Here is a 19,615-nt window from a genome sequence, read left to right on the forward strand (position 1 = left end):
GACGATCCAATCGATTTGCCGATCAATTGCCGGTCAATTGGCCTGTGCAGTGGCGGGCCGCTTCGGCTGCAGTCCGGGAGGCTGCTCCGATACTTCGGGCGAAAGGTCAATCCCGAAATCCTCCAGCCGCACCCTGAGTTCGGCCGCGAGGTACTTGACATATTCGGACAGCAGCAGCCGCAAGGTGGACGCCGAGGCCCACCACGGCTCCTCGCGCCATTTGTCGCCGACCACGGCGAACGGGATCAGAACCGTCTCCGGCATCGCGTGCGAGAATTCCACCAGCGCGCGCGGCATGTGATAGTTCGAGGTCACCACGATCAGCGATTTGAACCGGCGCGCCTGCGCCCAGCGCCGCGCCTCCGCCGCATTGCCACGGGTCGAGAGCGCGGTGCGGTCGAGGTCGACGCAGCAGGTCATGAAGGACTGGCTCTCCGGCAAGGTCCGGGAGATGTCGCTTGCGGTCGAGGTGGGATGCACGCCGGAAATCAGGAGCCGCCTGCCGTAACCGGCAGCCAGCAGTTCCATCGCATCCGACACCCGCGAGGAGCCGCCGGTCAGGACCACGATGCCGTCTGCCTTGCGGCTAGGGGCGATCTCGGCGCCGCGCAATTGCGACAGGAACGCGACGAAGCCCGCCGCCGCGCCGACGAAGGCGAACGCGATCGTCGACACCAATGCTGCGCGCAGCCAGCCGCGCGGCAATTTCGGCGATCGATCGTCGGTCGGCGAGGTCATGCGATGTCGGTGATCCCTTACCCGGATGATTTTAAAACGTTTTGAGGCGAAGTGGAGTCCGGTTTCTTCACCCTCTCCCCTTGTGGGAGAGGGTGGCTCGCCGCGGAAGCGGCGAGACGGGTGAGGGGTTCTCTCCGCGAATAATCCTCTTGCAATGAGCGCGCGGAGAGAACCCCTCATCCGGCGCTTCGCGCCACCTTCTCCCACAAGGGGAGAAGGAAAAACAGCGCACTCAATCCACGTCATTCAGCGTCGCGAACAGCGTCTGGCGCGAGGCAACGGCGGTGATGGCGCCGATCAGCACCGCCTGCACCGCGAGCACGACATAGCCGGAGGGCCGCAGCGAGAAGGTGCCGAGCAGAGCGGCGAACTGATCGCCGACGGGCGTCCCCGAAAACCAGCCGGCGATCGACTCGGAGAAGCCGAACACCAGCATGGCCGCGCCACCGCCGATCACGCCGCCTTCGAGGCCCAGCCGGAGGAAATGGCGCAGGAAGCGATTGGCGATGTAGCGATCGCCGGCGCCGACGAAATGCAGGACCTCGACGATCGGACGGTTCGCCGCCATGGCGCCGCGGGTCGCGAACGACACCGAGATGATGGTCGCGATGATGACGAGCGCGAGAATGCCCAGACCCGCGAGCACCGTGGCATTGGTCATCGAGCGCATACGCTCGATCCAGGCGCGGTGATCGTCGACGCTGGCGCTTGGCGCCACTTGCGTCACGCGGGCGCGCAAGGCGGCGAGATCGAGCGCCGTGCCCGGCTGCACGCGCGCGATGATCATGCGCGGCACCGGCAGATCGTCCATCGACAGGCCGGTGCCGAGCCAGGGCTCGAGCAGCTTGCCGCTTTCGTCCTTGGTGAACGGCTTGACCTCGACGATGCCGGCTTGCGCGCGCATCGCCTCGGTCACCGCAGTGGTATCGCGGTCGAGATCGCGGCCGGTCTGGGGACGGACCTGGATGGTGATTTCGCTGGCGACGTCCGACTGCCATTCGGCGGCGGAGGCGCTGACCAGCAGCACCGTGCCCGTGGTCATCGAAGCGAGGAAGGTCATGATGGCGACGACGGCGACCAGCGCGCGGCCGTGGATCGAGGCGCGCGGTACGATCGGCGACATGTTGCGCGCCTTGGCCGGAAGCTGCGGACGCTCTTGTCCGAGGTCGACCAGCACGCCGCGCTCGTCGGTCCTATTCATAGACGTGCAGCCGTCCCTGGTGCAGCACCAGCCGCCGCGCCTCGTACTGGTCCATCAGGCCGATATCGTGGGTGGCGATGATGACGGCGGTGCCTGACTTGTTGAGCTCGATGAAGAGGCGCAGCAGGCGGCGGCCGAGCGTCGGATCGACGCTGCCGGTCGGCTCGTCCGCGAGCAGCAGCTGCGGACGCGAGATCACCGCGCGCGCGATCGCCGCGCGCTGCTTCTCGCCGCCGGACAGGATCGGCGGCAGCGCGTCCATGCGCTCGCCGAGGCCGACCCAGCGCAGGAGGTCGATGACCTCCTTGCGGTAACTCGACTCGCTGCGGCCCATGACGCGGAACGGCAGCGCGACGTTCTCGTAGGTCGTCATGTGGTCGAGCAGGCGGAAGTCCTGGAGCACGATGCCGATGCGCTTGCGCAGATCGGCGATCTCGTCCTTGCCGAGCTGCGAAATGTCGTGGCCGAACAGGTTGACGAGGCCGCGCGTCGGCCGGTGCGACAGGAACAGCAGGCGCAGCAGCGACGTCTTGCCGGCGCCGGACGGGCCGGTGAGGAACTGGAAGGAATGCGCCGGAATCTGGAAATTGAGGTCGCGCAGGATCTCCGGCCCCAGACCGTAACGCAATCCGACATTTTCGAACCGAACCAAGCTCAGCTCCGTTCGAGAGGGGGCGACAGAAGCGGCGCGACGCTCCGCCATACGCGATCAACGGTTTTTGCGACCGTTATGGTTTCCGGTTCGTTAACGGTCGCCCTGTAGCATCCAGGACGCCCGGGTCTCCGCGACCTCGGCATCGTCAAGACTCGTTCATGCATCAAGGCTCGTCCATGCATATCGTCTGCCCCCATTGTACGACATCCTACGCCATCAAGCTTGCCAGCCTGGGGGCGAACGGACGGACGGTCCGCTGCTCCCGCTGCAAGGAGACCTGGGTCGCCTATGCCGAGGATGCCATCGAGGAGGCCTCCGTCCCGGCCATGGCCGCGGCCAGCCAGGCGGACGACCAGTCCGACCTCGCCGAGCAGTGGAACTCCTATGCCAAGGACGACGGCGCCGCCGATGCGCCTGTCGTCGACAGCCCCTCGATCGCCAGCGACTGGCCGGACGAGAACGCCAAGGAGACCGAGGACGAGTGGTCGGCCGCCGCCCGGGAGGCGGAGGAAGAGGTCGTCGGCGCGCAGCACCAGTCCTGGTTCCGCAGCCTGTTCAGCCGCCGCGGGGCACGGGTGAAGCGTCCGGTCTCCACCGCGGCGCCGCGAAGATCCCATTTCGGCCTGCCGACCGCCTGCGCCGCGATGGGCGCGCTGGTGCTGGCGCTGGTGATCTGGCGCGGTGACATGGTGCGTCTGCTGCCGCAGACCGCAGCCTTCTACAAGATGGTCGGCCTCGAAATTAACCTGCGCGGGCTGGCCTTCAAGGACGTCAAGCTCTCCAGCGAGACCGTCGACGGTAAGCAGGTGCTGGTGATCGAGGGTGTGATCGTCGGCCAGGGCAAGAAGCCGCTTGATATCCCGCGGCTGCGCTTTGCGGTGCGCGACGCGCAAGGCGCCGAGATCTATGCCTGGAATACGGTGCTGGAGCAGACCGTGCTGCAGCCCGGCGAGCGCGCCTTCTTCCGTTCGCGCCTGGCCTCGCCGCCGCCGGAGGGCCGCAATATCGACGTTCGCTTCTTCAACCGGCGCGACATCGCCGGCGGCAGCGTGTAATCAGGCTCGCAAGGTCCACACGGGAGAGGTTGGTCCCAAGGTTGGTTTCATGCCAAAAGTCTTGATCGCCGACGACGAGGATTCGATGCGCCAGCTGGTGGCGCGCGCCATCGCCATGGACGGCCACGAGACCGTGACCGCGCAGGACGGCGCCGAGGCGCTGGAGATCCTGACCCGCGAGGACGGTGCGTTCGATCTCCTGCTCACCGACATCCAGATGCCCGTCATGGACGGCATCGCGCTGGCGCTGTCCGCCGCACGCGATTTCCCCGACCTGACCATCCTGCTGATGACCGGATTTGCCGACCAGCGCGAGCGCGCCTCGAACCTCAACGCGCTGGTGCATGACGTCGTGACCAAACCGTTCTCGGTCGCCGACATCCGCACCGCCGTGGCGGACGCGCTGGCGGCGAAGAAGGGGTAGTGGACGGGGCGGCCGCATATTCGGCTGTCATGCCCCGGCTTGACCGGGGCATCCAGTACGCCGCAGCCGCTCGATTGCATCACAATCGTCTCGGAGTACTGGATCGCCCGGTCAAGCCGGGCGATGACAGAGAACTCAAAAATCCTTCAGCAGCCGCTCGATATAATCGAGCTCGATCTGCGGGCGCGAGGTATCGCCGAGGCGGCGGCGGAGCTCTTCGAGGATGCGGCGGACGCGCTGGGCGTCGATCTCGCCGGGGATCTTGACCGTGTAGTCGTCGCTGAATTCGCGGCCATGAAGCGGGCGACCGAGCGGGTCGGTCTGATTGCCGCCGCTCTGCTGGCGGCCGGCCCGGTTGCCGGGACCATCGCCCTGCCCCTCGCCATCGCCCTGCTGCATCGCCTCGGCCATCTTCTGCGCGCCCTTGCGCATGGCGTCGAGAGCCTTGCCCTGCGAGTCCACGGCACCATCCGCATTGCCCTCGCCGAGCTTTGAGCCGGCATCGCCCATGGCACCGTCGGCGGTGTCCAGGCTGCCGTCGTCATCGCCCTGGTCGCCGTCCTGATCGCCATCCTGGCCGGGCTGTCCCTGGTCGCCGGGCTGACCCTTCTGCCCCTGCTGACCTTTCTGGCCCTTTTGTCCCTTCTGCGTGAGGCCGCGCTTGGCGAGCTCGTCCTGCAACTTCTTCAGCCGGTCGCGCAGCGCCTGCTGGTCCTGCTGGAGGTCCGACATCGACTGGTCGCCCTGCGGCTTGCCGCGCGAGCGGTCACGCCGGGAATCCTGGCCCTGCTTGTAGGTCTTGTCGCGCAATTGCTGCTGCTTGCGGATCATGTCGCTGAGCTCGTTCAGCGCCTGTTCCATCTCGCTGTCGCCGGATTGTCCCGGCTGCGCCATCTGGAGGTTTTCCATGATCTGCGCGAGCTGCTCGAGCATGCGCTGGGCCGCTTCTTTATTGCCTTCGCGCGCCGCCTTCTCGATCTGCTTCAGGAGATCGTCCAGATCCCGCTGCGTGATGACGGAGCGATCGCGATTGGAGGATTGGTTTCTTTCCGTCGCGCGCTTGTAGTCTTCGAGCTTCTGAATGGCATCGGATTGGTTGTTCAGGCTCTTCCCGGACTCCTTCTGCCGGAGGTTATCGCCGGCGTCCTGCATCGACTTTTCCGCGCTATCGAGCAGCGCATCGGGATCCTGATCCTGCTGGGCAGCGACGGACGGAAGGCCTCCCAACAGGAAGGCGAGGCAGGCGATCGACATCGCCTTCAAGACTGGCACGCGTGCTAGCTTCCGCATTTACGGTCTCGCGTCGACTGGTTGGCCCCGTCGTTGCCCGCCTTCGCCCGGTTGTTCGCCGACTTGCGATAGGCCTGAAGCTGCTCGCGCAAGGCGTCCTGCTGCTTCGCCAGCTCTTCGAGCTGCTCGGGCGTGGCGTTCTGGGTCTTTTGTTTCAGCTCGACGGACTTGTCGAGGATGAGCTGGACCTCCGCCGGGAACGGCTGCCGCGGCCCAAGCGGGTTCTGCTCGGCGCGCCGGGCGAGATCCCGCACCTTGCCGGCCATGGCCTCGCGGAGCTTTTGCGTCAGCACCCGGATCTCGTCCTCGCTGGCGCCGCGTTCCAGCGCCCGCTTGAGCGCGTCCTGCGCCGAGCGCAATGCAGCGTTGACGCTGCCGGCCACACCGTCGTCCTCGATGGTGACCGCAAACGACCACATGCTCGCCACCACGTCGCGCATCGCATCGTCGGTGCGGGCCGCCTCGAGCTGGAGCGCCAGGCTGCGCAGGCCGAGATAGCAGCCGGCATCCGGCGTGAACAATTCAGGCGCGATCATCAGCGCGTCGAGTGCGGCGTAAACGTCGGAATTCTTGTTGGCATCGAGCGCGAGGATGCGGCGCTGCTCGATCAGCGCGCGCGCGAGCGAGTTGGTGAACAGCCGCTCGGGCAGACGCATGTTGAAGGGTTCGCTTCTGGCCTCGTTGCCGGCCTCGTCCTTGGCGGTGAGCGTCAGCGTGACGTCGGCGCCGGCATAGGGGTCCTCGCTGAGATCCTTCACCGTCTGGCCGACGCCGTTGCGGGTGCGCGCATTCGGCAGCACCAGCGGGAATTGCGGCGGCTGGAACAGCGGCCGTGCGGCCGCCTTGGCATCGGCGTCCTTGCCGCCGTCCTTCGCGCCGGCCTTGGCATCGGCAGGACGCAGGCCGATTTGCGCTTCGGCGCCGGTGACGCCGTAATCGTCCTCGATCTTGTAGGAGAGCTGGAGCGCACCGCGCGCCTGGCGCTCGGGATCCTTGGCCAGCACGATCGTCGGCGGGCGGTCCGGCGTTGCGGTGAAGGCCCATTGCGGCTGGCCGGAAGGCGCGCGGACATGCGCGGTGCCGTCACTGGTGATGGTGAAATGCTTCTCGTTGGTGCCCTTGGGCGTGGCTTCGGTGGGGGCGACCTCCTTGAGGCCGCCGGAGACGGCGACATCGAGGCTGCCGCCGGACGAGCGCACGATCAGGGTCGAGCCGGCGGGAACGGCGAGCGGGCCGGAGGCCGGCAGCGCGGCGGCCTCCTTGTTGGCGGCCGACAGGATGACCGGAGGCTTGCCGGTGTAGAGCGGCGGGGTGACCCAGGCATCGACGCGAATATTGGCCGGTGCCAGCACGCCGTTCCAGTCGAAGGCCGCGCCCAGCCGCATCGCGCGCTCGTCGCCGGCGGCGAAGAAGGTCGCAACCAGCATCACCATGACCAGCGCACGCAGCGCCCAGGGATCGTGCAGAGCGAGCCGCGGGTGCGGCAAACCGGCACGGATGGCCTTGAGCGAGGCCAGCGTGCGCTCGCGCTGCGCCTGCCATAGCGCCTTGGCGACCGGGTCCTGCGAGGTCAGCGTGTCCGTGAGCGTGGTGGCCGGGCGGTGACGGATGCCGGAGCCGCGGTCGAGCCGGCCCAGCGCCTCTTCGCGGCTCGGCCAGCGGAAGCGAATCAACGGGAACAGGGCGGCAATCGCGATGCCGGCGAAAATGACGAGGCCGATGGCGCGGACGACGAACGGCAGCGCCAGCCAGAGACCGGCCCAGGACACCACCAGGAACAGGCCGATCACAGTCAGCAGCCGCGCCAGATTCGGCCAGGCACGCTCCCACGCGATGGCATATCTGGCCCGATCGAGGGCCTGCGCCAGCTTCAGCCGCGACAGAGCATTATCGTCGCGGATCGGGTCTGACGGGTCGGGGGTGACGCCGTTCAATCAGCTCTCCAGGTTGCCCGGTAGAGTGAAGCGTACCACAACGGCAGCACTGAGGCATCCGTTCCTGTACGGGAGATACCCCTTTTCCCGCATAACACGAGGACGTGACTGACCCGCCGCAACCCCGTAATTTCCGCGCCGCCATCCGAGGGAAACGCAAGGAAAATAAGGGAACGCCATGGACAAGAAAATGCACGACAAGGGCCTGGAAATTCGCAAGGCGGTGATGGGCGAAGCCTATGTCAACAATGCCCTGAAGAACGTCGACGACTTCAACCGTCCGTTCCAGGAGCTGCTCAACGAATATTGCTGGGGCGCGGTGTGGGGCCGCGAGGAGCTGCCGCGCAAGACCCGCAGCATGCTCAACATCGCGATGATCGCGATCCTCAACCGCCAGCACGAATTCCGCGGGCATCTGAAGGGCGCGCTCACCAACGGCGTCAGCCGCGACGAGATCCGCGAGATCCTGATGCAGGTCGCGATCTATGGCGGCATGCCGGCTGCCGTCGACAGCTTCCGCACCGCGCGCGAGGTGTTCGCGGAGATCGACGGCAAGGCGTGAGGGGGGACCCCGGGTGAGGGGCGCAATATGTGTGTCCCCACCGTCGTCCCGGCGAAGGCCGGGACCCATAACCACAAGCAGATGTGACTATGGGGACTCGGAGTTACCGCCTTCGCACAGCGACTCCTCCCTGGAGGTATGGGTCCCGGCCTTCGCCGGGACGACAGCGGGGGGTTTGGCGCGCAACTTCACTCTCGACAGAGCAATAACAAACACAAGGAAACACCATGGACATCGGATTCATCGGCCTCGGGAACATGGGTTTTCCGATGGCGCGGCGGCTGATCGAGGCCGGTCACAAGCTCGTCGTGTTCGACACGCGCAAGGAGGTCACAGACAAGCTCGTGGCGCGCGGCGCGAGGCCGGCGACATCAGCGAAGGACGTCGCCGATCAGGTCGAGACTGTCATGGCGAGCCTGCCCTCGCTGCAAGCTTCGCTCGAAGTGGCCACGGGAGCGAACGGCGTGATTGAGGGCAAGCGCGTCAAGCGCTTCATCGATCTGTCCACCGTCGGCTCGGCGATGGCTGCGAAGATCCACGGCCTGCTCGCCCAGCGTGGCATCGTGCAGATCGACTGCCCCGTCTCCGGCGGCGTCGGCGGCGCCGAGAAGGGCACGCTGGCGGTGATGGTGTCGGGGCCGAAGGCGGAGTACGAGCTGCTCAAGCCGGCGCTCGACGTGATCGGAAAAGTGTTCTTCATCGGCGAGAAGCCGGGCGCGGCGCAGACCATGAAGCTCGCCAACAACTTTCTGTCGGCCACCGCGATCGTGGCGACGTCGGAAGCCGTCGTGATGGGCGTGAAGGCCGGGCTCGATCCCGCTGTGATGATCGACGTCATCAATGCCGGCTCGGGCATGAACACCGCAAGCCGCGACAAGTTTCCGCGCGCGGTGCTGCCGCGCACGTTCGATTTCGGCTTCGCCACGGGGCTGATGGTGAAGGACGTGCGGCTGGCGCTGGAGGAGATGAAGCAGCTCGGCCTGTCGATGGAAGTTGCGGATGCCGTCGGGCGCCTGTGGGAGACCGTGATCAGTGCGGAAGGTGCCGAGTCCGATTTCACCGCGGCGATCAAGCCGATCGAGAAGAAGGCGGGGGTCGTGGTTGGTGGCGCGAAGGGCGGATTGGCGGGGAAGTAGTTTTCGCGCGCAACCCCAACCCGTCGTCCTGGACAAGCGAAGCGCAGATCCAGGACCCATTGCCCCAGGGAGAAGTTTGGCGAAGACTTGTGGTTAGTAGCTTCGCGCCAAACCACTTCCTGGGGCAATGGGTCCTGGCTTTCGCCAGGACGACACTGAACTTACCCAGCGAACGTCGCCTCACAGCCACGGCGCCGGCGTGTCCATCGCGATCAGCTGCTCGATCTCGATGCGCGGGCGCACCACGGCGTACTGGTCGCCCTTCACCAGCACCTCGGGCACCAGCGGCCGCGTGTTGTAGGTGCCGGCCTGCACCGCGCCGTAGGCGCCGGCGGTCATGATGGCGAGGAGATCGCCCGGCTTCGGCGTCGGCAGCGTGCGGTCGAGCGCGAGATAGTCGCCGGTCTCGCAGACCGGGCCGACGACATCGGCCACCATCGTGGCCGCATCCCTGGCCGGCTGGGTCACGGGCAAAATATCGTGATGGGCTTCATACAGCGTCGGCCGGATCAAATCGTTCATCGCGGCGTCGATGATGACGAAATTCTTGCCGTCGCCGTGCTTCACATAGATCACCTTGGCGACCAGGATGCCGGCATTGCCGACGATCATGCGGCCGGGCTCGAACATCAACGTGCAGCCGAGATTATGGCTGACGCGCTTGACCATGGCGGCATAGGCGTCGGGCGCCGGCGGCGCCTCGCGGTCCATGTAATAGGGAATGCCGAGGCCGCCGCCGAAATCGACATGCGAGATGTCGTGGCCGTCGGAACGCAGCGTCTGCACGAATTCGGAGAGGATGCGGAACGCCGTCTCCATCTTGGACAGATCGGTGATCTGGCTGCCGATATGCACGTCGGTGCCGGTCACCTTGATCCCGGAGAGCTTCGCGGCCCGCGCGTAGACCTCGCGGGCCTGCGCGAGCGGGATGCCGAACTTGTTCTCGGACTTGCCAGTCGAGATCTTGGCGTGCGTGCCGGCATCGACATCGGGATTGACGCGGATCGAGATGCGCGCGGTCTTGCCCGTCTCGGTCGCAAGGCGCGAGAGCAATTCAAGTTCGGGCTCGGATTCGACGTTGAGGCAGAGGATGTCGGCGGCGAGCGCAGCGCGCAACTCGTCTTCCGTCTTGCCGACGCCGGAGAACAGGATCTTGCCCGCCGGGATGCCCGCGGCCAGCGCACGCTTCAATTCACCGCCGGAGACCACGTCGGCGCCGGCGCCGAGCTTGGCCAGCGTGCGCAGCACCGACTGGTTGGAGTTCGCCTTCATGGCGTAGCAGACCAGCACCTTCTCGCCGGCGAAAGCATCGGCGAAGACCCGGTAGTGCCGCTCCAGCGTCGCGGTCGAATAGCAATAGAACGGCGTGCCGATTGTTGCGGCCAGCTCGGACAGGTTCACCGCCTCGGCGTGCAGCACGCCGTTGCGATAGTCGAAATGGTTCATGGCATTGGCTCAGTTGCCCCAGCCTATTTGCTGGGTTTGTCGTCCAGCAGCGGGTCGAGAATAAACGATTTCTTCTTGCCCTTGGACGCCGCGGGGGCGGCGTCGGCGCCATAGGTGGGATTGAACACGCTCGGCGTCTTCTGGGCTTCGGTCTCGGTGTCGGTCGGCGCCGTGCCATTGGCCGTGGGCGCGCTGGAGGCGGTCGGCGGCAAATCCAGCGGGCCCTTTCGGCCGCAGCCGGCCAGCGCAAGCGCCGTCAGGCTCAAGACAATGATGGCCCACCCCGAGCCGGCCGGGCGAAACTTTGACGTCACGACGAAATCCCCACTACGCGGGCCGCACCATACAGAGATTGGCGTGCTCTGGCGAGAGCCCGGATGACCATGAAACATAAGCGAAATTTTGCCCTCAGCCCAATTTTCGCTCTTTTTCCAGCCGCTTCGCCCAGGCCTTGGCCTGAGCCGCCACGTTCTTCGGCGCGGTGCCGCCAAAGCTGGTGCGGCTCTTCACCGACGATTCGACCGAGAGCACGCCGAGCACGTCCTTGGTGATTTTGGGCTCGATCGCCTGCATCTCCTTGAGCGGCAGCTCGTGCAGCGCCACGCCGGCCTCGGCCGCCTTGGCCACGATGCGGCCGGTGACGTGGTGGGCCTCGCGGAACGGCATCTTCAGTGTCCGCACCAGCCAGTCGGCGAGATCGGTTGCGGTGGCATAGCCCTCGCCGGCGGCGGCCTTCATCCTGGCCTCGTCAGGCTCGAGGTCGCGAACCATGCCGGTCATGGCGCGGATCGCGAGCGACAGCGCGGCAAAGCCCTCCATCGCGCCCTGCTTGTCCTCCTGCATGTCCTTTTGATAGGCGAGCGGCAGGCCCTTCATCACGATCAGGAGACCGTTGAGCGCGCCGATGACGCGGCCGGTCTTGGCGCGCACCAGCTCGGCGGCATCCGGGTTGCGCTTCTGCGGCATGATCGAGGAGCCGGTGGTGAACTTGTCGCTGAGCCGGATCAGGCCCACCAGCGGCGAGGTCCAGATCACGATCTCCTCGGCAAAGCGCGACATGTGCACGGCGCAGATCGAAGCCGCCGACAACGTCTCCAGCACGAAGTCGCGGTCTGAGACCGCATCGAGCGAGTTCGCCATGGGGCGGTCGAAGCCGAGCGCCTTCGCGGTGGCATGGCGGTCGATCGGGAACGAGGTGCCGGCGAGCGCGGCGGCACCGAGCGGCGATTCATTGAGCCGCTTGCGCGCATCCTGGAAACGGCCGCGGTCGCGCGCAGCCATCTCGACATAGGCGAGCAGATGGTGGCCGAAGGTCACGGGCTGCGCGGTCTGCAGATGCGTGAAGCCGGGCATCACGGTCGCGGCATGTTCGAACGCGCGGTTGACCAGGGCTGCCTGGAATGCGGCGAGCGCGGCGTCGGTCTCGTCGAGAACATCGCGGACATAGAGACGAAAATCGGTCGCGACCTGATCGTTGCGCGAGCGCGCGGTGTGCAGGCGGCCGGCGGCGGGACCGATCAGCTCCGACAGGCGGCTCTCGACATTCATGTGAATGTCCTCGAGCGCGCGCTTGAACGTGAAGCCGCCCTTGCCGATCTCTGACAAAATCGTGTCTAGACCCTTGCCGATATTTTTCGCATCAGAGGTCGTGATGATGCCCTGCGTGGCCAGCATCGCGGCGTGGGCCTTGGACGCGGCAATGTCCTGGGCGAAGAGGTGACGATCGACGTCGATGGAGACGTTGATCTCTTCCATGATCTCGTCGGGACGCTCCGAGAACCGGCCGCCCCACATCTTGTTGCTCATGATCTCCTGCTCACGCCTTGCTTGTCGCTGGCCACGTTTGCTGGCTGGCGCCAGCCGTACTAAGAGGCCCCTGATAGCCATATCTGCGACCGGATGACAAACGATATGCTCGACACGAAGCCCTCCGCCACGCGCCGGATCCCCCTCGTCATCGCCACCGTGGCGGTCGGCGGGCTGGCCGGCTTCGCTGCGTTGTACGGGCTGAGCCTCGGCCGGGCGCCGTCAGGCGATCCGGCCTGCCGGGCGGCGGTGGCTACGGCGCAAAAAATCGCCCCGCTCGCCCATGGCGAGGTGGCGGCGCTGACCATGGCGAGCGCCCCCCTGAAGCTGCCCGACCTTGCTTTCGAGGACGCCGACGGCAAGCCGAGAAAGCTGTCCGATTTCCGCGGCAAGACGCTGCTGGTAAACCTCTGGGCCACCTGGTGCGTGCCATGTCGGAAGGAGATGCCGGCGCTGGACGAGCTGCAGGGCAAGCTTGCGGGCCCCAATTTCGAGGTGGTGGCGATCAATATCGACACCCGCGACCCCGAGAAGCCCAGGACCTTCCTGAAAGACGCCAACCTGACCCGGCTCGGCTATTTCAACGACCAGAAAGCCAAGGTTTTCCAGGATCTTAAGGCTATAGGCCGGGCGCTGGGGATGCCGACCTCCGTACTTGTCGACCCGCAGGGCTGCGAGATCGCGACGATCGCGGGACCGGCGGAGTGGGCGAGCGAGGATGCGCTCAAGCTGATCCGGGCGGCGACGGGCAAGGCCGCCGCGTCGCTTTAAGCGGTGACGTTGAGATTATTGCCGACACCCGCGCCGACATTGGCGAGCGAGGGCTGACCGGCGCCCATCAGCGTCAGGACCGTGGATTTCTCCATATCCGCGTTCTGCTTGCTTAGCGTCGCCGCGATATTCGACTGCAGCGCGCCTTGCTGAGCGGCCAGCATGGTGCTGACCATTGCCATCATGTCCATTACGCGAACCCTCGTACTGGGCGCAGCCTAGGCGCGAGGGGTTAACGCGACATGAATTGTCACAGTGCCGTAGGGCGGGCGCGGCCCGTGTCCCGGACGCGGCGCGGCATGCAATGACGCGACGCAGAGCCGGGACCCATGCTTCAGCGTGCACGCCGCCTCTGGGCCCCGGCTCTGCAGCGCTTCGCGCTGCGTCCGGGGCACGAAACCAACTTACCTTGTCGGAACCGGCTTGGCGCCGCGGTAGTCGTAGAAGCCGCGCTGGGTCTTGCGGCCGAGCCAGCCGGCCTCGACGTATTTCACCAGCAGCGGGCACGGACGGTACTTGGAGTCGGCCAGGCCCTCGTGCAGCACCTGCATGATGGAGAGGCAGGTATCGAGGCCTATGAAATCGGCAAGCTCGAGCGGACCCATCGGATGGTGCGCGCCGAGCTTCATCGCCGCGTCGATCGCCTCGACGTTGCCGACGCCTTCGTACAGCGTGTAGATCGCCTCGTTGATCATCGGCAGCAGGATGCGGTTGACGATGAAGGCCGGGAAATCCTCGGAGACCGCGACCTGCTTGCCGAGCTTGGCGACGAACTCCTTGGACGCCTCGAACGTCGAATCGTCGGTGGCAATGCCGCGGATCAGCTCCACCAGCTCCATCAGCGGCACCGGATTCATGAAGTGAATGCCGATGAAGCGCTCGGGCCGGTCGGTGGCGGCGGCAAGGCGCGTGATCGAGATCGAGGACGTGTCGGAGGCAACGATCGCCTCGGGCTTCAACACGGCACAGAGCTCGTGGAAGATCTTGCGCTTGACCTCCTCCTTCTCGACCGCGGTCTCGATCACGAGATCGCAATCGGAGAGGTCGTCGAGCTTCTCGGCGAGCTTGATGCGCGCCATCGCCTTGGCCTTGTCGTCTTCGGTGACGGCCTTCTTGGAGACCTGGCGGGCCAGATTGCCGTTGATGGTGGCCATGCCTGACTTGAGGCGGTCGGCCGAGACATCGTTGAGTACCACGTCGAAGCCGGCCAGCGCCGCGACATGCGCGATGCCATTGCCCATCTGCCCCGCGCCGATCACGCCGACCTTCTTGATCACTGCCGCCATAATGTCATCCACCGGAACGGCGCGCATATCGCGCCCTGCCTATCCCCTGAGCCGGGAGGTCTGATTTCATCAGAAGCGTGATTAAATCAGAACCCGGGCTCGAAACCTAGATTGGATCGCTCCCCCGGCGTGCCCCGCGCCGAAGAAAACGCCTCGAAAAAGAAAAACCGGCCGGAGTGTACCACTCCGGCCGGTGTTTTTACCGCGTTTTTACTTGCCGAGCTTGGCGAGTGCGTCGGTGAGCTCCGGAACCGCCTGGTAGAGGTCGGCGACCAGGCCGTAATCGGCGACCTGGAAGATCGGCGCGTCCTCGTCCTTGTTGATCGCGACGATCACCTTGGAGTCCTTCATGCCGGCCAGATGCTGGATTGCGCCGGAAATGCCGACGGCGACATAGAGCTCGGGGGCCACCACCTTGCCGGTCTGGCCGACCTGCCAGTCGTTCGGCGCGTAGCCGGCGTCGACCGCCGCACGCGAGGCACCGACGCCGGCCCCCAGCTTGTCGGCGAGCGGCTCGATGTATTTGGCGAAGTTCTCGCGGCTCTGCATCGCACGGCCACCGGAGACGATGATCTTGGCCGAGGTCAGCTCCGGACGGTCGCTCTTGGCGACTTCCTCGCCGACGAAGGACGACAGGCCCGGATCGGCCGCAGCCTGAACGCTCTCGACCGGCGCGCGGCCGCCTTCACCCGCCGCGGCGAAGGTCGAGGTCCGCACCGTGATGACCTTCTTGGCGTCCTTCGACTTCACCGTCTGGATGGCGTTGCCGGCATAGATCGGACGCTCATAGGTATCGGGGGCGACCACCTTGATGATCTCCGAGACCTGCATGACGTCGAGCAGGGCTGCGACGCGCGGCATCACGTTCTTGAAGCGCGAGGTCGCGGGCGCGACGATCGCGTCATAGGACGGGGCCAGCGAGACGATCAGCGCGGCCAGCGGCTCGGCGAGATCGTGCGCGTAGAGCGCGCCATCGGCGAGCAGCACCTTCTTGACGCCGGCGAGCTTGGCGGCGGCGTCCGCGGCGGCCTTGGCACCCTCGCCAGCCACCAGCACCTCGACGTCCGCACCGAGCGCGCTAGCTGCGGTCAGGGCCTTGTTGGTCGCATCCTTCAACGACGCGTTGTCGTGTTCGGCAATCAGAAGCGTCGTCATCAGAGCACCCCGGCTTCGTTCTTGAGTTTCGACACCAGCTCGGCGACGTCCTTGACCTTGACGCCGGCCTTGCGGCCCGCCGGCTCAGTCGTCTTGAGAACTTCGAGGCGCGCGGTGACGTCGACGCCGTAATCGGCGACGGTCTTCTCCGCGATCGGCTTCTTCTTGGCCTTCATGATGTTCGGCAACGACGCATAGCGCGGCTCGTTGAGACGCAGGTCGGTCGTGACGATCGCCGGTCCCTTCAGCTTCACGGTCTGCAGACCACCGTCGACTTCGCGCGTGACCTTGAAGTCGCTTCCTTCGACCTCGAGCTTCGAGGCGAACGTCGCCTGCGACCAGCCGAGCAGCGCGGCCAGCATCTGGCCGGTCTGGTTGCTGTCGTCGTCGATCGCCTGCTTGCCCAGGATGATCAGGCCCGGCTGCTCTTCCTCGGCGACCTTCTTCAGGATCTTGGCGACGGCGAGCGGCTCGACGGCGCCCTCGGCCTTCACCAGGATGCCGCGATCGGCGCCCATCGCAAGACCGGTGCGGATCGTCTCCGACGCCTGCGCAGGTCCAATGGAAACCACCACGACCTCGGTGGCCTTGCCACCTTCCTTCAGGCGCAGCGCTTCCTCGACCGCGATTTCGTCGAACGGGTTCATCGACATCTTGACGTTGGCGAGTTCAACGCCCGATCCATCGCCCTTGACGCGGACCTTGACGTTGTAATCGACCACCCGCTTTACCGGCACTAAGACCTTCATCGATCCTCTTTCACTCAATTTGGGAGGGGGGGTTATCAACTGGCGCGGAACCTAAAGGCCTGACCCGGCCCGGTCAACGCGCGAAGGGGCCAAATTTTAGACCTTAGAAATGCGCCGCTCAAATGGGTCAGCGGTTCTGGCCCGGAACCCAGAGCACGTCGCCGGCGCCGTTATGGTTAGCGGCGCGGCTGGCCACGAACAGGAAGTCCGACAGGCGGTTCATATATTGGATGCCAGCGGCGCCGACGTGCTCGCCGGGCTGGGCTGCCAGTTCCACCATCACGCGTTCCGCCCTGCGGCATATCGTGCGGGCGACATGGAGATAGGCGGCGGCCGGCGTGCCGCCGGGCAGCACGAAGGAGGTGAGCGGTGCCAGCTTGTCGTTGAGCGCGTCGATGTCGCGCTCGAGCCGTTCGACCTGGCTTGCCACCACCCGCAGCCGTTCCGCTTTGCCCTCGCGCTCCGGCACGGCGAGGTCGGCCCCGAGGTCGAACAGATCGTTCTGGATGCGGCCGAGCATCGCATCGAGCTCGGGCGTATCATGGGTATGGAGCCTGACGACACCGATCGCGGCATTGGTCTCGTCCACCGTGCCATAGGCCTCGATGCGCAGATCATATTTCGGACGGCGTTCGCCCGAGCCGAGCGCTGTCGTGCCGTCGTCACCGGTCTTCGTATAGATGCGATTCAGCACAACCATGATGGATCCTTGATCTTACCGCATGACCTTGTCGGAAAACCGCTGCGCACTTTTCCGGATCATGCCCTACCGCCCCATCGCCCAGACCGCGATCATGGCGATGACGATCGCAACGAACTGAAGCAGCACGCGCCAGCGCATCAGCTTCTGCGAGGTGTTGGGCGAGCCGCCGCGCATCATGTTGACGAGACCGAGCAGCAACACCAACGCCACGGCGCCGGCAGCCACCGGCAGGATGAAAGTACTCAGGATAGATGCCATCGGGGGGTGATAACACCGTGCGTGCCGGTCCGCCATGGCGTTCGCGATCTGGCTTTTAAGCCAATAATATCAGAAGCTGGCTCGATGATTTCCGATTTGCGTCCGTCGCCTGTCGTCTTCGCCTCTCCCCGCAAGCGGGGAGAGGCCGGAATGCGCGCGCCGCGCGGATTCCGGGTGAGGGGGAGTGTCCGCGAGGCACTCTGCCACCGTCCCCGTGGAGAGCCCGCCTCACCCGCCGCAAGCGAGGCGAGGCGAATCCAGGCCACAGGCGGCGTGAGAGCAACGTTGCTCCGGAGCAAGCCGTGAAAGCGATCCGCACCATCTACGTTGTCGTGGAGGACGCCTTCTACACGTTCCTCGCCGATGACGGCTGGGCGATCGCGAGCCATATCGCGCTGTCGACGCTGATGGCGCTGTTCCCGTTCCTGATCGTGCTGACCTCGCTCGCCGGCTTCTTCGGTTCCAAGGAGCTCGCCGACCAGGCCGCCAGCCTGATGCTCGAGGTCTGGCCCAAGCAGGTCTCCGACAGCCTTTCCGGCGAGATCCACGACGTGCTGACCACGACACGCACCGGCGTGCTGACGATCGGCGCGGCGCTGTCGGTCTATTTCGCCTCGAACGGCGTCGAGGCGCTCCGCGTCGCGCTCAACCGCGCCTATGCGGTGGTGGAGATGCGGCGCTGGTACTGGCTGCGGCTGGAATCGATCGGCTATACGCTGGTCGCGGCCTTCACCGCGCTTGCCATGGCGTTCCTGATCGTGCTCGGTCCGCTGATCATCGAGGCGGCGCGGCGCCACATCCCGCTGTTCGTCGAGTCCAACGAGAGCATCCTCACCTGGCTGCGCTACGGCATCACCATCGGCGCGCTGGTGGTGGCGCTGATCATCCTGCACGCGTGGCTGCCGGCGGGGCGGCGCAGCTTCCTCCAGATCCTGCCCGGCATCGTCTTCACGATGGTGGCGTCGCTGATCTCGGGCATCGTGTTCGGGCAATATCTGGCCCGCTTCGCCAACAATTACGTGACGATGTATGCGGGGCTCGCCTCGGTGATCATCGCGCTGGTGTTTCTGTATTTCATCGCAGCGATCTTCGTCTACGGCGGCGAGCTCAACGCCGCGATCATCAAGTCGCGGCTTCCTCACGGCGTGTCGCTTCAAGCAGCGCAGTCGCTAAAGCCCGCGGAGACACAGGCTTGACCAGGAAGGCATCGGCGCCGGCCTCGCGCGAGGCCGCCTCGTCCTCGCCGCGGCCGGAGACGCCGATGATGGGAATCCGAGCCAGCGGCGCCGGCATGGTGCGGATCCGCCGGATGGCCTCGACGCCGTCGATGCCCGGCAGCACCATGTCCATCAGCACCGCGTCGAAGCCCCCCTGCGCCAGCCGGTTCACCGCATCCTCACCGCGCCCGATGAACTCGGCATGATGGCCGAGCTCGGTCAGGATGGTGTTGAGCACGACGCGGCCGAACGGATTGTCCTCGACGCTGAGCACGCGCAGCGCGGCCACCGCCTCGGCCTCGCCCTTTGCCTTGCGGGACCTGGACGATCCCGTCGCGTCCAGCGATATCGTCAAGGTGAAGGTGGCACCGCCGCCGCGCCGCGGCGCGACCGCGATGTCGCCGCCCATCGCGCGCGCCAGCTGCTTCACCGAGGACAGCCCGAGCCCGGCGCCGCCGAAGCGCGAAGCGATGGTGACGTTGGCCTGGGTGAACGGGCGGAACAGCCGCTTGATCTCGGCCATGGTGAGGCCGATGCCGCTGTCGGACACCGCGAAGGCGACACCGACCCTGCCCTTCGCCTTGTCCTTTTTCCTGCCTTTGGCCGGACGCCAGGGCGCAACCGCGAGCGCCACGCCGCCCTGGTCGGTGAATTTCACGGCATTGTCGATCAGGTTCTCGAGTGCGGCGCGCAGACGGACGGGATCGCCGACCACCAGCCCCGGCAGCTTTTCGGAGAGCTCGACCTGGGCCTGGAGCCCCTTGGCCGCAGCGCGTCCGGCCAGCGAATCGCCGGCGTTGCGGGCCAGCGCCCGCAGGTCGAACAGATCCTGGCGCAGCGCACTGCCACCCTTTCCAGCCCCCTTGCCGCTCCGGGCAGCGTCCACGAACAGGGTGGCGAGGCTCGCCAGATGCTCGGCGCCGGCCTTGATGGTGTCAGCCCAGCGCCGCTCCCGCTCCCCGAGATCCGAGGTCGCCAGCAGGTCGCTGATCGCAAGAATGCCGGTCAGGGGGGTGCGGACCTCGTGGGCGAAGGCGGCCAGCGCCGCCTGGACCACGTCCGGCGCGTCCGCCTTGGTGCTGCGTTTGCGCACCTTCGCGGCTGGCCCGGACCGTTTCCGAGCCACTCGCTTGGACGTCCGCGTAGTGCGCGCTGCGCGCTTTTTCGCCGCCATAATTCCCCTTCGAAGTGTCCCCTTCGAACCCCGGGCCGTCAGGCGAGCATGGCAC

Annotated in this window: 21 protein-coding genes; 6 read left to right on the top strand and 15 right to left on the bottom strand. The window is 66.0% G+C overall.

From position 1 onward, the window contains the following. Nucleotides 1-33: 33 nt before the first annotated feature. The 3 genes from AC1RUR_RS14990 to ftsE form a co-directional block, all read right to left on the bottom strand. Entirely contained in the window at nucleotides 34-738 is a 705-nt protein-coding gene (locus AC1RUR_RS14990; protein ID WP_492845177.1) for a YdcF family protein, read from the bottom strand. A gap of 232 nt (nucleotides 739-970) precedes the next feature. Next, nucleotides 971-1,939: a cell division protein FtsX gene (locus AC1RUR_RS14995; protein WP_492845179.1), complete on the bottom strand. Its 969-nt coding sequence runs from the start codon at nucleotides 1,937-1,939 to the stop codon at nucleotides 971-973. Then, the gene (ftsE, locus tag AC1RUR_RS15000) at nucleotides 1,932-2,591 is read right to left on the bottom strand and encodes a cell division ATP-binding protein FtsE (RefSeq protein ID WP_027544305.1); all 660 of its coding nucleotides are present in this window, start codon (nucleotides 2,589-2,591) and stop codon (nucleotides 1,932-1,934) included. Before ftsE ends, AC1RUR_RS14995 begins: the two co-directional genes overlap by 8 nt. A 179-nt stretch (nucleotides 2,592-2,770) precedes the next feature. Between ftsE and AC1RUR_RS15005 the strand changes: the two genes are divergently transcribed. Both AC1RUR_RS15005 and AC1RUR_RS15010 read left to right on the top strand, forming a co-directional pair. Beyond that, entirely contained in the window at nucleotides 2,771-3,649 is an 879-nt protein-coding gene (locus AC1RUR_RS15005) for an MJ0042-type zinc finger domain-containing protein (RefSeq protein ID WP_492845182.1), read from the top strand. A gap of 49 nt (nucleotides 3,650-3,698) precedes the next feature. Next, nucleotides 3,699-4,073, top strand: coding sequence for a response regulator (locus AC1RUR_RS15010; protein ID WP_128954176.1), 375 nt, complete (start codon nucleotides 3,699-3,701; stop codon nucleotides 4,071-4,073). A gap of 135 nt (nucleotides 4,074-4,208) precedes the next feature. Here the strand turns inward: AC1RUR_RS15010 and AC1RUR_RS15015 are convergent, their stop codons facing one another. Together AC1RUR_RS15015 and AC1RUR_RS15020 are read right to left on the bottom strand one after the other, a co-directional pair. Next, nucleotides 4,209-5,363 carry a DUF4175 family protein gene (locus AC1RUR_RS15015; protein ID WP_492845184.1) on the bottom strand — a complete coding sequence of 385 codons (1,155 nt, stop codon included), beginning with the start codon at nucleotides 5,361-5,363 and terminating at the stop codon, nucleotides 4,209-4,211. Beyond that, nucleotides 5,351-7,297, bottom strand: coding sequence for a TIGR02302 family protein (locus tag AC1RUR_RS15020; RefSeq protein WP_492845186.1), 1,947 nt, complete (start codon nucleotides 7,295-7,297; stop codon nucleotides 5,351-5,353). The genes AC1RUR_RS15015 and AC1RUR_RS15020 overlap by 13 nt, the downstream gene beginning before the upstream one ends. Nucleotides 7,298-7,475: 178 nt before the next feature. On the opposite strand from AC1RUR_RS15020, the gene AC1RUR_RS15025 reads away from it, so the two are divergent. Both AC1RUR_RS15025 and AC1RUR_RS15030 read left to right on the top strand, forming a co-directional pair. Beyond that, on the top strand, nucleotides 7,476-7,859 hold the full coding sequence (locus AC1RUR_RS15025; protein WP_492845188.1) for a carboxymuconolactone decarboxylase family protein: 384 nt from the start codon (nucleotides 7,476-7,478) through the stop codon (nucleotides 7,857-7,859). Between the two features lie 227 nt (nucleotides 7,860-8,086). Next, the gene (locus AC1RUR_RS15030; RefSeq protein ID WP_492845190.1) at nucleotides 8,087-8,995 is read left to right on the top strand and encodes an NAD(P)-dependent oxidoreductase; all 909 of its coding nucleotides are present in this window, start codon (nucleotides 8,087-8,089) and stop codon (nucleotides 8,993-8,995) included. Between the two features lie 180 nt (nucleotides 8,996-9,175). Here the strand turns inward: AC1RUR_RS15030 and lysA are convergent, their stop codons facing one another. The 3 genes from lysA to argH form a co-directional block, all read right to left on the bottom strand. Beyond that, a complete protein-coding gene (gene lysA, locus AC1RUR_RS15035; RefSeq protein WP_492845192.1) occupies nucleotides 9,176-10,441 on the bottom strand; it encodes a diaminopimelate decarboxylase in 1,266 nt (421 codons plus the stop codon). A gap of 23 nt (nucleotides 10,442-10,464) precedes the next feature. Further along, the gene (gene lptM / locus AC1RUR_RS15040) at nucleotides 10,465-10,755 is read right to left on the bottom strand and encodes an LPS translocon maturation chaperone LptM (protein WP_492845194.1); all 291 of its coding nucleotides are present in this window, start codon (nucleotides 10,753-10,755) and stop codon (nucleotides 10,465-10,467) included. 94 nt (nucleotides 10,756-10,849) lie between these two features. Then, nucleotides 10,850-12,247 (bottom strand): argininosuccinate lyase, encoded by a 1,398-nt coding sequence (argH, locus tag AC1RUR_RS15045; RefSeq protein ID WP_492845196.1) that lies wholly within the window; start codon nucleotides 12,245-12,247, stop codon nucleotides 10,850-10,852. A 105-nt stretch (nucleotides 12,248-12,352) separates the two neighbouring features. On the opposite strand from argH, the gene tlpA reads away from it, so the two are divergent. After that, nucleotides 12,353-13,018 (top strand): thiol:disulfide interchange protein TlpA, encoded by a 666-nt coding sequence (tlpA, locus tag AC1RUR_RS15050; protein ID WP_492845198.1) that lies wholly within the window; start codon nucleotides 12,353-12,355, stop codon nucleotides 13,016-13,018. Here the strand turns inward: tlpA and AC1RUR_RS15055 are convergent. The 6 genes from AC1RUR_RS15055 to AC1RUR_RS15080 all read right to left on the bottom strand — a co-directional run bounded on the left by AC1RUR_RS15055 (nucleotide 13,015) and on the right by AC1RUR_RS15080 (nucleotide 17,169). Further along, complete coding sequence (locus AC1RUR_RS15055) at nucleotides 13,015-13,209, bottom strand: hypothetical protein (RefSeq protein WP_492845200.1); 195 nt, start codon at nucleotides 13,207-13,209, stop codon at nucleotides 13,015-13,017. The genes tlpA and AC1RUR_RS15055 overlap by 4 nt on opposite strands. A 213-nt stretch (nucleotides 13,210-13,422) precedes the next feature. After that, the gene (locus AC1RUR_RS15060) at nucleotides 13,423-14,304 is read right to left on the bottom strand and encodes a 3-hydroxybutyryl-CoA dehydrogenase (protein ID WP_492845202.1); all 882 of its coding nucleotides are present in this window, start codon (nucleotides 14,302-14,304) and stop codon (nucleotides 13,423-13,425) included. Between the two features lie 210 nt (nucleotides 14,305-14,514). Then, nucleotides 14,515-15,459, bottom strand: a complete 945-nt coding sequence (locus AC1RUR_RS15065; RefSeq protein WP_492845204.1) for an electron transfer flavoprotein subunit alpha/FixB family protein — start codon at nucleotides 15,457-15,459, stop codon at nucleotides 14,515-14,517. Further along, the gene (locus AC1RUR_RS15070) at nucleotides 15,459-16,208 is read right to left on the bottom strand and encodes an electron transfer flavoprotein subunit beta/FixA family protein (protein WP_492845206.1); all 750 of its coding nucleotides are present in this window, start codon (nucleotides 16,206-16,208) and stop codon (nucleotides 15,459-15,461) included. The genes AC1RUR_RS15065 and AC1RUR_RS15070 overlap by 1 nt, the downstream gene beginning before the upstream one ends. A gap of 127 nt (nucleotides 16,209-16,335) precedes the next feature. Beyond that, nucleotides 16,336-16,908 carry a cob(I)yrinic acid a,c-diamide adenosyltransferase gene (locus AC1RUR_RS15075; RefSeq protein ID WP_492845208.1) on the bottom strand — a complete coding sequence of 191 codons (573 nt, stop codon included), beginning with the start codon at nucleotides 16,906-16,908 and terminating at the stop codon, nucleotides 16,336-16,338. Between the two features lie 66 nt (nucleotides 16,909-16,974). Continuing rightward, nucleotides 16,975-17,169, bottom strand: a complete 195-nt coding sequence (locus tag AC1RUR_RS15080) for a twin transmembrane helix small protein (protein ID WP_008135291.1) — start codon at nucleotides 17,167-17,169, stop codon at nucleotides 16,975-16,977. Nucleotides 17,170-17,471: 302 nt separating this feature from the next. Between AC1RUR_RS15080 and AC1RUR_RS15085 the strand changes: the two genes are divergently transcribed. Beyond that, complete coding sequence (locus AC1RUR_RS15085) at nucleotides 17,472-18,365, top strand: YihY/virulence factor BrkB family protein (RefSeq protein ID WP_492845210.1); 894 nt, start codon at nucleotides 17,472-17,474, stop codon at nucleotides 18,363-18,365. Here the strand turns inward: AC1RUR_RS15085 and AC1RUR_RS15090 are convergent. Further along, a complete protein-coding gene (locus AC1RUR_RS15090; RefSeq protein WP_492845213.1) occupies nucleotides 18,292-19,560 on the bottom strand; it encodes an ATP-binding protein in 1,269 nt (422 codons plus the stop codon). The two genes, AC1RUR_RS15085 and AC1RUR_RS15090, sit on opposite strands and share 74 nt — an antisense overlap. Between the last annotated feature and the right edge of the window lie 55 nt (nucleotides 19,561-19,615).

This window comes from Bradyrhizobium sp. GW821-FHT12B03, assembly GCF_058807535.1.

Excerpts from the sequence above, each read along its gene's own strand:
- AC1RUR_RS14990 (WP_492845177.1), bottom strand. The coding sequence starts at position 738 with ATGACCTCGCCGACCGACGATCGATCGCCGAAATTGCCGCGCGGCTGG.
- AC1RUR_RS14995 (WP_492845179.1), bottom strand. The coding sequence starts at position 1,939 with ATGAATAGGACCGACGAGCGCGGCGTGCTGGTCGACCTCGGACAAGAG.
- AC1RUR_RS15005 (WP_492845182.1), top strand. The coding sequence starts at position 2,771 with ATGCATATCGTCTGCCCCCATTGTACGACATCCTACGCCATCAAGCTT.
- AC1RUR_RS15010 (WP_128954176.1), top strand. The coding sequence starts at position 3,699 with ATGCCAAAAGTCTTGATCGCCGACGACGAGGATTCGATGCGCCAGCTG.
- AC1RUR_RS15015 (WP_492845184.1), bottom strand. The coding sequence starts at position 5,363 with ATGCGGAAGCTAGCACGCGTGCCAGTCTTGAAGGCGATGTCGATCGCC.
- AC1RUR_RS15025 (WP_492845188.1), top strand. The coding sequence starts at position 7,476 with ATGGACAAGAAAATGCACGACAAGGGCCTGGAAATTCGCAAGGCGGTG.
- AC1RUR_RS15030 (WP_492845190.1), top strand. The coding sequence starts at position 8,087 with ATGGACATCGGATTCATCGGCCTCGGGAACATGGGTTTTCCGATGGCG.
- lysA (WP_492845192.1), bottom strand. The coding sequence starts at position 10,441 with ATGAACCATTTCGACTATCGCAACGGCGTGCTGCACGCCGAGGCGGTG.
- argH (WP_492845196.1), bottom strand. The coding sequence starts at position 12,247 with ATGAGCAACAAGATGTGGGGCGGCCGGTTCTCGGAGCGTCCCGACGAG.
- tlpA (WP_492845198.1), top strand. The coding sequence starts at position 12,353 with ATGCTCGACACGAAGCCCTCCGCCACGCGCCGGATCCCCCTCGTCATC.
- AC1RUR_RS15055 (WP_492845200.1), bottom strand. The coding sequence starts at position 13,209 with ATGGACATGATGGCAATGGTCAGCACCATGCTGGCCGCTCAGCAAGGC.
- AC1RUR_RS15060 (WP_492845202.1), bottom strand. The coding sequence starts at position 14,304 with ATGGCGGCAGTGATCAAGAAGGTCGGCGTGATCGGCGCGGGGCAGATG.
- AC1RUR_RS15065 (WP_492845204.1), bottom strand. The coding sequence starts at position 15,459 with ATGACGACGCTTCTGATTGCCGAACACGACAACGCGTCGTTGAAGGAT.
- AC1RUR_RS15070 (WP_492845206.1), bottom strand. The coding sequence starts at position 16,208 with ATGAAGGTCTTAGTGCCGGTAAAGCGGGTGGTCGATTACAACGTCAAG.
- AC1RUR_RS15075 (WP_492845208.1), bottom strand. The coding sequence starts at position 16,908 with ATGGTTGTGCTGAATCGCATCTATACGAAGACCGGTGACGACGGCACG.
- AC1RUR_RS15080 (WP_008135291.1), bottom strand. The coding sequence starts at position 17,169 with ATGGCATCTATCCTGAGTACTTTCATCCTGCCGGTGGCTGCCGGCGCC.
- AC1RUR_RS15090 (WP_492845213.1), bottom strand. The coding sequence starts at position 19,560 with ATGGCGGCGAAAAAGCGCGCAGCGCGCACTACGCGGACGTCCAAGCGA.